Origin of the sequence: Bacillus sp. MYb56, assembly GCF_002976445.1 — a bacterium.
Classification (GTDB): Bacteria; Bacillota; Bacilli; order Bacillales; family Bacillaceae_G; genus Bacillus_A; species Bacillus_A mycoides.
In genome coordinates, this window is record NZ_PCOH01000064.1 from 1 (window position 1) to 10,126 (window position 10,126).

6 protein-coding genes and 3 pseudogenes are annotated in these 10,126 nt (G+C 33.1%); 4 read left to right on the forward strand and 5 right to left on the reverse strand.

All coding sequences use genetic code 11. The features are described 5' to 3' along the window. The first annotated feature begins 79 nt into the window (after positions 1-79). The 3 genes and pseudogenes from CQ058_RS29585 (at position 80) to xerS (ending at position 3,307) form a co-directional block, all read left to right on the forward strand. Positions 80-400 carry a YjgN family protein gene (locus tag CQ058_RS29585; protein WP_033728272.1) on the forward strand — a complete coding sequence of 107 codons (321 nt, stop codon included), beginning with the start codon at positions 80-82 and terminating at the stop codon, positions 398-400. A 662-nt stretch (positions 401-1,062) separates the two neighbouring features. Further along, positions 1,063-1,221, forward strand: a pseudogene (locus CQ058_RS29590) (HNH endonuclease); the annotation flags it as partial. A 1,012-nt stretch (positions 1,222-2,233) separates the two neighbouring features. After that, positions 2,234-3,307, forward strand: a complete 1,074-nt coding sequence (gene xerS / locus CQ058_RS29595; RefSeq protein ID WP_002169382.1) for a tyrosine recombinase XerS — start codon at positions 2,234-2,236, stop codon at positions 3,305-3,307. 621 nt (positions 3,308-3,928) lie between these two features. Here xerS and CQ058_RS29600 read toward each other — a convergent pair. The 5 genes and pseudogenes from CQ058_RS29600 to CQ058_RS29620 all read right to left on the reverse strand — a co-directional run. After that, a pseudogene (locus CQ058_RS29600) lies at positions 3,929-4,020 on the reverse strand (IS6 family transposase); the annotation flags it as partial. Positions 4,021-4,091: 71 nt separating this feature from the next. Further along, the gene (locus CQ058_RS29605) at positions 4,092-4,586 is read right to left on the reverse strand and encodes a DM13 domain-containing protein (protein WP_002191518.1); all 495 of its coding nucleotides are present in this window, start codon (positions 4,584-4,586) and stop codon (positions 4,092-4,094) included. 76 nt (positions 4,587-4,662) lie between these two features. Further along, a complete protein-coding gene (locus tag CQ058_RS29610; RefSeq protein WP_002191519.1) occupies positions 4,663-5,742 on the reverse strand; it encodes a sensor histidine kinase in 1,080 nt (359 codons plus the stop codon). After that, positions 5,739-6,452: a response regulator transcription factor gene (locus CQ058_RS29615; protein WP_002069741.1), complete on the reverse strand. Its 714-nt coding sequence runs from the start codon at positions 6,450-6,452 to the stop codon at positions 5,739-5,741. Before CQ058_RS29615 ends, CQ058_RS29610 begins: the two co-directional genes overlap by 4 nt. Positions 6,453-7,231: 779 nt before the next feature. After that, positions 7,232-9,487 carry an N-acetylmuramoyl-L-alanine amidase family protein gene (locus CQ058_RS29620; protein WP_002191520.1) on the reverse strand — a complete coding sequence of 752 codons (2,256 nt, stop codon included), beginning with the start codon at positions 9,485-9,487 and terminating at the stop codon, positions 7,232-7,234. Between the two features lie 485 nt (positions 9,488-9,972). On the opposite strand from CQ058_RS29620, the pseudogene CQ058_RS29625 reads away from it, so the two are divergent. Beyond that, positions 9,973-10,126: pseudogene (locus CQ058_RS29625) on the forward strand (IS4 family transposase); the annotation flags it as partial.

Here is a 10,126-nt window from a genome sequence, read left to right on the forward strand (position 1 = left end):
CGATAGAACTCTTTACTTAGGAATCCCCCTCTTCTAAACGAAGTGAAAGTGGGGGTAGTTCAAGGCAGAAAATATTAACATAAACGTTAATGCAGGAAGTAACTATGGACCAGAATCAAAATGGGGGCGTCAGTCTTTCTTTGATGGTGGACTTTTGAGCTTCATTGGTTGGAGTATCTTGGGAGCGCTTATTACAGTGTTCACGCTTGGTATTTGCTATCCGTGGGCGTTGTGTATGGTTTATGGTTGGAAAATTAACCATACTGTGGTTGATGGGCATAGAATGAAATTTAACGGTTCAGCAGTTGGCTTGTTTGGTAACTGGATTAAATGGCTACTTCTAACAGTTATTACACTAGGTATCTATGGTTTTTGGGTTAGCATTAAACTTGAAGACTAGAAAGTAAAAAATACAACCTTCGTTAATTAAGTGGAAATTTTGATTCAGTACCTTAAGAGATGCATTATGAAATTACGTACATTAAAAATAATTCAATTAGTGTTATATAGCGTTTTTTTAATTCTTGCGATTGATTATAGTAATCATTAAAATATTTATGTAAGGGTTCATGACTTTAATTTCTCTATTAAGTGAGTGCGATAATTTTCATAAATTACCATTTTTAAACAATATAGAGAAATGGTTTTTGAGTTGTCAGAGCTCTATCAGAAAGCAAGCCTGTTCCAGCAGACTTGCTTTTTTTGCTATTTATTAAGTATGCAAAAAATGCCAACGTTCCAGTTAGTTATCCTGAAGGGAGCGCGACCTATTGGGGTTAGTTATAGCGTTTTTTACGGTGTTTATAATTATCTAGGCAATTATCAAGCCATTTGCTAAAAATAGAAGACACAACAATAACCACGAGTTGAAAAACAAAATTGGTTAAAAAATTGGTCAAAGTTTATCCATGTTTCTAAGACCAATGAATAGACTGCTTGTTTTGTATCATTAGTATTTATCACTTGTTTAACACCTTAATGGATTATCATTCTAACATTTGATATTGCTTAGTTGGAGGGGGAAGCTTCATGAATGAATACAAAGCAAAACAACAGAAGCATAGGAAGATGCAACTCGTTATCCATCATATAAAAGAACTCGAACATCATTCAACACTCGTATTAGATATAGATAATCTAGAAACAATCTGTGTGGATTACCACAATAGAAAACAAGGAAGCACATTCAAAAAGAAAAATTATTTACTTACTTATATTTAGTTTACATAAGATATATTATAGATATTTGAAAAAAGGAGTAAAATCCGTCTCAAAATGAAAAGAATTCTTATCTTATTGAGACGAAAGGGAAAATTGCGAAGTTATATTTTAAAATCTGTATTAGAATTAAAAATCACTGTATGTTCACATAAACAAAGTACAATAAAGAATACTTTTTACAGGACTATAGGAAACATTCTCTTTCAAAATAAAAACAATTAAGTTTTGGGTAAAGCACAACCTATTTAGTCTTAAGTGGTTAAAGTTACCCGTATTGCATTGAAATTTTTTTAACATGTATTTATATGCTAGCTATACCCTATAAGCAACCATGTAATCAATATTAAAATGTATAGGTGAATGTATCTGCAACTAAAAGATATTCATACGGATGAAAGATGCATGATGCATTTTGTTGGATGAACATAAAAGAATTATAAAAAGGGGGAAAAATAAACACCTTATAACTTCGCACGAAATACCAATTTTACGCATAATAATGCGATTATATAAAAATCAAATACAGTATCTAGGGATTTCAAGCTCAAATGCATGAATCGTAGTATATTGGTATACGCCATATAATTCATATTTTATATAAGAATAATCAAATGCTGAATTACTCATAAACAATTTTTATAGTGAATTACATTTTAATTTATAAGAGCTTTTCTTGTGTTGATATCTATCTAACTCCTGATTAACCTTGATTAAATTAACCAATTCACATTTTATAACGAATTTTAAACTGTGTTCATGTATTCATTTTGTTAGAATGTATATTTGAAAATCGTTTAATTTTATATACATATATAATTTTTATCGCCAAATATGAATTTATCACTTGGTTATCTATAACTTTTATTAGAATAACTACACTTTCCCATTCAATTTCGAGTGAATTTTAGTATTTCATAATTAAATTATGTAAATAAGTTCGTGTAAAAATTGAATTTAACGCGAACTTGTGTTCGTGTATTTTTTCTGTTATAGTATATATGAGGTGATTTTTATGGATTACAGCAAGCAACGTCAAAAATCAGTACATCGTAAGAAATTATACGAGAATTTAAATGAAATGCCCTTTTACATAGAAGAATTTGTGGAGTACAAAGAATTGCATGATGCCTCTCCCTCCACCCTACTGAATTATGTATATGATTTTAGAGTTTTCTTTAATTGGCTATTATCTGAACAAATTATTGAATTTAAGCCCATTAAAGACATATCCTTCTCTGATTTGGAGAATTTAAAGAAAAAAGATGTTGAGAACTTTATGAGGTTTTTAAAACTACAACAAAATATGCAGAATTCCTCTGTTAACAGAAAAATTTCAGCCTTAAAGTCTTTATTTAAGTACCTTACCTCCCTATCAGAGAATGATGATGGAGAATGTTATTTTTATAGAAATGTAATGGCTAAAATTGAAATACATAAAGATAAGGAAACATTAAATGCCCGTGCAAAACGTATGAGATCTAAAATATTTCATAATGATGACGATCAAGAGTTTTTGAATTACATAAAGTACGAACATGAAAAATCTTTAACAAAACATCAGTTGTTCTATTTCCTAAGAGATAAAGATCGTGATGTAGCTATTCTTTCCCTCTTTCTTGGTAGTGGTATTCGTGTAAGTGAATTGGCCGATCTTCGTATGGAAGATATAAACTTAAAAGAAAGGCTAATTGATGTAATACGAAAAGGAAACAAAGAAGATTCTGTATGGATTACCCCAATTGCATTGAATGATCTTGAAAATTATATGGAAATTAGAGATAAAAAATATGCTCCAGGGAAAGAATTAAAAAATGTATTCTTATCGAAGTATAAACATACTGCACAGCCTCTTTCAGTTAGGGCTATCCAAGATATAGTAGAAAAATATACTAAGGCCTTTGGTAAAAGAATGTCTCCTCATAAATTAAGACATACATTGGCAAATAAGTTATATATGGAAGAAAAAGACTCGTTACAAGTGATGCAGCAACTTGGGCATACTAGCCAAGATACGGCCTTATTATACACACAGCTTGGAGAAACAACTATTAAAGATAGCTTAGGCAGAATAGGAAAGAATAAATAATAAAAGTTCAGCAATTTTGCATTGCTGAACTTTTATTATTTTCCCTATACTAGGGTTAAAATGATATGTATTATTCGTTTCGCATTTGATTTTATTATGTAAAAAATATATAGTTTGAAATCTACATTAATTGGAATATAAAAACTCTCTCTTAGTAGATATAAATAAAAATTTTAGATTTTTACAATTGTTATTTACGTTAAATCGGAATTTAACGAACACTTGAGGGATGTAGGTTAACCTCCCCTCTTATCTCAGGTGTACAAGGACATGAAACTCCAAACTATTTAGACAAGAATATCTAAACTTTCACTTTTAGATATTGGTTGGGACAAGAAACTCTAAACTAAATTTTTATAGATTTACAGAACTATACCCATTTAATCTTGTGTGAAAAACTCCCATTCTTACCTAATAACCTATACCATCATTCTTATTAATTAATTTATTTATATAAAGATAATGAGTTTAAGTGGATTATGGGAGTTACATTAGTTTGAAGGAAAGCTTTTTCCCAACAATTCATATATGATTCAAAAGGTCTATGTATTTTTGAAGTCCTTCAAAATGTTATCTCGAACTTTTCGACACATTGATTTTTATAGAAATACCACGTTCCTATAGAATTTCAGAAACATCGCAATAGCTTAAAGAAAAACAACGGCTACCACGATAATATCTTTCTTGAACTGTTTTCCTTTAAAATATCTCATCTGTTATACTCCTCGTTTGCTTGTTACAGAGTTTAGCTTACTTTAAAAACTTTGCAACAGAACTTTCTTTCTTATTTTTCAAAATAAGCCGCACCAAAGTTTTCATTAAACCTTTTACACCATATAGAAACCGAACCGTATGTACCTACATCTATTCCTTCAGGAATTCCATAGTTTTGGTCTCCTTTGTTTCCCTTTAATTTTCCTAATTCAATATACTGATGATTTTTCACGTCTTCATTATTTTTCAAATGGTTTGTAGGAACTAATACAACTCGAACATCTGGCCCGTTAGATGTTGAAAAATTGGAAAGTCGTAAAACGCGTTTTCCATCCGCTAATTGATGGATTGTTGCTCTTCCGGTTGTTTCATGGATACCATTTTGAAACTGCCCTTCACTTATTACTCGTTCTTGTTGTTTTGTTTCGTTTGATTGTATTTCTGTTTGTGGCAATGCTTCATTCACTTGCTTATCAATAAATAATTTCTCGGGGCGGAACAAAGACCATAAAATTCCCCCGACAATTATAAAACCTCCTATAAGCAATACATGTTTTCTTCTCATAAAATAAAAAACCTCCTGTAACATACTGTGTAGTAGTATGTTAACAAGGAAGTCTTTCATTTCTATAATATAAGTATTACAAAAGTCTTTCAGCGGTCTTATTTTTTTCTGATGTGATGGGAAGAGTAAACCAAAATTCACTTCCTTGTTTGCCGTCTAAACGATCTCTCACACCAATTTCTCCACTATGCATTTCAATCAATGATTTTGTAATGGCTAGTCCGAGACCGGATCCTCCAGATTGTGAACTTCTTGATTGATCTGTTCTAAAAAACCGTTCAAATATGCGTAGTTGGTCATTTGGAGTAATTCCTTCTCCTTCATCACGCAAAATGAATTGGACTTGTTGCTTTTGCTTATTTTCCTCTACAATCAGCTGGATTGTTCCAGAGACAGGTGAATACCGGATTGCATTATCTAACAAATTACTAATGACCCGTGCTATTTTACACGGCATAATTAAAAGTCGAGGTAATGTCTCAGGAACCTCCAATTGTAAATCGATCTGTTTGTTTGCTAATAAGACAGAATGTGCCTCTAGTACATCCAATAGGACTTTGTCCATATGTATTAAAGTTGGATGAAAATCTACTTGCCCAATTTCTAACTTTGAAAGGTCAAATAAGTCATTGATTAATCCACTTAATCTTTTTATTTCTTTTAAAATCGTAACTAAGTACTGATTTCTCATTTCAGGATCTTCAATCAGATTATCTTGTAATGCTTCTATCATCAATTGTATGCTAGCCATTGGTGTTCGTAAGTCGTGTGAAATATTCGTAATGAGCTCTTTACGTGCTTTTTCCCCTTCTTCTAACTTAGTAAACCCTTCTTCCAAATTTTTGGCCATCTGTTGGAAGGCTGTTGCTAATTCTTTAAACTCCCGTGGTTCTTTTCCAATTATATACCTCGTTTCAAATTGTCTATCGCTAAATTGTTTCGTTAGTTCAATTAAATTTTGAATGGACCTCATGATAGGGCGTGTCATTAACCAGTAAATAAACGTTGAAATAATCAGTCCTACAACCGCAATTACTGTTAATAACCGTGTTTGTTCTGGTTCAAGTAACATTTGCGTTTCACTATACCATATAGCAATTACCAGGATACTGGTACTTAATAAATTCATCAATAACAATTGAATGCGTAATCTCATGTTTCATTTCCTCCATTTGGCTCAAAGCGATATCCTATTCCCCAAACAGTATGAATCCAACGATTCTTTATCGTATGCTTCTCCAGTTTGTCACGTAAACGACTCACTAACACGGTTACTGTGTTTGTGCCCCCTTCATGTTCAAAATCCCAAATAAGTTCAAGAAGTTGCGAACGAGAAAATACTTGTTTTGGATGCTGTGCCATGACATAAAGTACCTCAAATTCTTTCACCGTTAATTCCACTTTATTTTCACAAACAAGTACACATCTCGTCTTTGGATAAATTTTCAAATCTGGAAATTCTATTACTTCTGATAGGGATTCTTTTGCTTGTATCGGTATTTGATTGCCTCTTCTAAGTATAATTTGAACCCTTAATACTAATTCACGAGGTGAAAACGGCTTTGTTACATAATCATCTGCTCCCATTGTTAAACCTAAAATTCGATCTCTTTCCTCTCCCTTAGCAGTTAACATAATAATAGGGACATTTGATTGTTGACGAATTTCCTCACATAATTCCCATCCATCTTTTTTCGGCATCATGAGATCTAAAATAATTAAATCTGGTTGATATTGATGAAATACATCCCAGCCTTCCATTCCATTCATAGCTGTATATACTTCGTATCCTTCTCTTTCTAAATACCGTTTGCATACTTCTCGAATGTTTTCTTCATCTTCTACGATTAAAATCCTTTTTTTCATATATAATCCTCGCTTCTTGTGCATAAATCACAATTGAAATGTTTCTTTTATCTGCTTTCATCTAATAAATCTATGGAACTTGGAGATGCAGAAGTTATCACTGATAGTATTAGTAAGTCGGAATCCAACACTTTGATCTTATATTCATTAAAAATTATTAAAGGTGATTCTATAATTCAGAAGGTAATTTTAACACTTGATTACTTGTATGACTAGGTAAATTCTGTTTATATACCATTCCTAAAAGAATAAATACTGGGGAGTCTTCAGTTTGTGGCGTATGGAGTAGGGGTAACAAATGTATAGAAAGACTTGTTATATTTAGAAATCCATATATACCCCCTATTCATATGGATAGAGGGTACATATATTGCATGGCTCTTTACTTAATACTTTCTAACTCCCATTTGTGATTATTGCCTGGTGCAGTTGTATTCTCAGGTTTTAAAATGAATTCACTAGAAGCTACAACTGGGGCGCTACCATTATCTGCAACAGTACTAGCCCATTATTAACTAACTTTTCACCTTGTAATATCCATTACTATCAAAGACGAAGGTCCTACGGCCATTCTCGACTTGTTGTTTCATGGACATTAGAAATGTACTTCTTCACATGATTAAATTCTTAAAAGAATATCAACGCCCACTCTTTAACCCATTTTCTCATTCACTGATTGGAAGCCATGTTTTTAGTTTTTCAGAGTTATATGATCCAGTTAGGTTGAGGGATCTCATTTAGAGAGTCATATTTATAAAAAACAGACTCTTTTTGGATTATTAATAACCTTTGTGTCCATGACTGTCAAATTTATAAGTCTTCCAAACACCTTTCCCATTATCAAGTTCAACAGTGGTGTTTTGATAAATTGAACCATCTTCTTTGGCATAATAAGTAAAGTACCCGTAATAAGGGAAATGGTATCCACCACCAACAGAGAACCATCCTATCTTAGCTGCTCCAGAATCATCGAAGTAATACCATTTACCATCGATTTCTTGCCACCCTTTTTGCATTACGCCTTTATCATTGAAGTGGTATATTTTACCGTTTTCTTTTTTAAACCCTGTCAACATAGCTTGTCCGTCATTATTAAAATAATATTTTTTTCCGTCAATATTTTCATAACCATCAAAAGTGTAGTGCTTACCATCTTTAAAATAATAATTCTTTCCATCAATTATCTTCCAACCCGAATAGGAAGCTCCATCCTCTAAGCTATAATAGTGCATTGTGACCTTTTCAGTTCCATCTGATTGGAGGAAAGGTCTCTTTCCAGTGAGTCCTGGCTTTCTAACAGAACCGTCTTTCTCAAAGACTACGTGTTTCCCGTTAAGAGTAACAGTAGTAGTACTAGCTAATGCTTTCCCATTCAGATCTGAAGCCCTCTCAAGCACGCCTTTGTTGGAAAAGTGAAGAATGACATGTTGGTCTTCTAGACGCATTTCATTCTTTGTAACTGCGAGATCTTTAAAATAGTAAATTTTACCTTCTATTTCTTTCAGACCCTCTTTAACAAACGCTCCAGAAGCATCAGAATATTGCTCATCTTTCCAGGCTGATCGCTGCAGAACACCAGAATCCTTGAAATGATAGACCTTACCCTCAATCTGTGCATCAGATGAGTTTGATGACACTACCAGGGAGTTAGAATGCGGAGCAAAATAATACGTATTACCTTTAATTTCCTGCCAACCCTTCAAAAGAACTCCTGAAGCATCTGCATAATGATATGCTCCATCTCGTTCTATCCAACTATTCGTTATTAATTTTCCAGAAGCATCGTATGCAGTCCATATAGAGCCATCACTTTTATCATTAGCTTTGAACTCTACTCTTCCATCATACTTCTGTCTATCATGTTCTTTACCAGGGTACCAGTCTATTAACCAGTTGTGAACTTCATCATTGGTTTTTGCAGTGAAACTAATTCCAGATCTGAAAGAATTAGCACCATCGTTTTCCTTCAGGAAGCCTTGAATGTATGGATTACTAGTCAGACGTACTCCATTCTTGTTTACCAAATCAAACTGCCATTTATTAAGAAAAGCGGGGGCTGAGACAAGTTCAAACAATTCATCGTCACCAATCGAATCGGAATATTGAAGAACATTTCCTTCTTTCCCTGAAAGATATTTTGAACCTGCTTTTACCAATACTTTATTGCTTCCTTTTTTATAGGGGATAATTTGATAGGATTCACCGTGATTTAGTGAGCCAAATGCTGCTTTAATAGGTGTCTCTAGGGTATTGGTGATCTCTGCGAATACATTACTTGACCGGTTATTAAAATCTGCTTGAGCTGTAGGGTTATTCGTAACATAATTAGAAAGAACTTCTCTACCTACTGGATGTGAAGTCAATGTTGCTACCTTCTTTTGTTCATCTGTTAAGTAAGAAAAGCGGTCCACCCCTAATCCTTTAAAACCGTCAAGAGAATCTGCTCCAAATTTCTTCTTATAAAATTCGTCAACAAGTACTTTATTTTCACCGGATGTTTTTTCTACGTATATGGTGATACCTTGATTAAGCGCAACCCCGGTTTTTCCTTCATCCAATTGCGCTTTTGTAATGTAAAGAAGATCGTGCTCTGATACAGATTCTGTAAAGGGTTTCAAATCTACAATTGTACCGGGTTCTGTAATCTTAAGCTGTTGCCCCGATTTTAAGTCTTTCATCTCACTTTTTCCATCTGGATATAGTACTTTAATCGTTCTAGTGAAATTGGAATCTCCTTTCGTATGATGCATAGAAATATTAAATTCCCCAGATTTAAAGTTAGGAGCTCTGTAAGACACATTCTCTGCATAGGGGCCAGTGTAATTAGATAAGTCAGGCTCTCCTACAGATATCCCAAGCTTTTCATAAATATCAGCTACAATACCTAATGAAGTAATAGTCACATCCAACACCGTGGCTAAACCTGCGCTAGCTTTGTTCTCTGCAACAGGGGCTAAAGAAAAAAGAATACCTAATGCCGCTGTGGCAGGAATTAATTTCTTACCAATTCTAATTGTTTTAAAGTTTTTTTTCATTTTTGTTTTCCTCTCTTAGTAGAATTTAGTTCAGATTGCTTTAACACAATGCTGTTCTTCACTCTCTACTGGTACTTTTTATTAACGACTGATATAACATCAATATCAGTAAGTTCATCTTAGTTTAAAAATCTTTCATTTCTCTTTCACAAATATTACAAAAGTCTTTCGTAAATCTTTTTTTTATTTTATATATATATTGTGTTGCTTTTATGAGGGTTAGTTTGAGTGAAACTAATTGGGGTCTTATCACATGCCCATCAAGCTAATATTTTGAAGTATCCCCAAAACGAAAATTCCATCCTTTCATAGTTGTCCATAGGAATTTAGTTCATTTTTTTCGTTTTGGGGGTGTTATAAAATTCTTAAGTTGATGGCGATGTGGTGCTACCCCACATCCATCAACTTAAGGATTTAGACTATTCTTGAAGTTAAAAGCACGTTACTATTCTCTTATGTTAATAAGAAAGGGTGACGTGCTTTTTATGAATATGCATCAAAAACAAGAGTTGTCTTTATTTGCCGAAGAGTTATATCGCTATATGTCTCCTGCTACACTTAATCAATTAGCTATAGAAGCAGGCGGAATGAAACGAAAACGTAAGTGCCATGGGCACCATTTTTTATCTTTGTGTGTAT

Coding starts and splice junctions, on each gene's coding strand:
- xerS (WP_002169382.1), top strand. CDS start 2,234: ATGGATTACAGCAAGCAACGTCAAAAATCAGTACATCGTAAGAAATTA.
- CQ058_RS29605 (WP_002191518.1), bottom strand. CDS start 4,586: ATGAGAAGAAAACATGTATTGCTTATAGGAGGTTTTATAATTGTCGGG.
- CQ058_RS29610 (WP_002191519.1), bottom strand. CDS start 5,742: ATGAGATTACGCATTCAATTGTTATTGATGAATTTATTAAGTACCAGT.
- CQ058_RS29615 (WP_002069741.1), bottom strand. CDS start 6,452: ATGAAAAAAAGGATTTTAATCGTAGAAGATGAAGAAAACATTCGAGAA.
- CQ058_RS29620 (WP_002191520.1), bottom strand. CDS start 9,487: ATGAAAAAAAACTTTAAAACAATTAGAATTGGTAAGAAATTAATTCCT.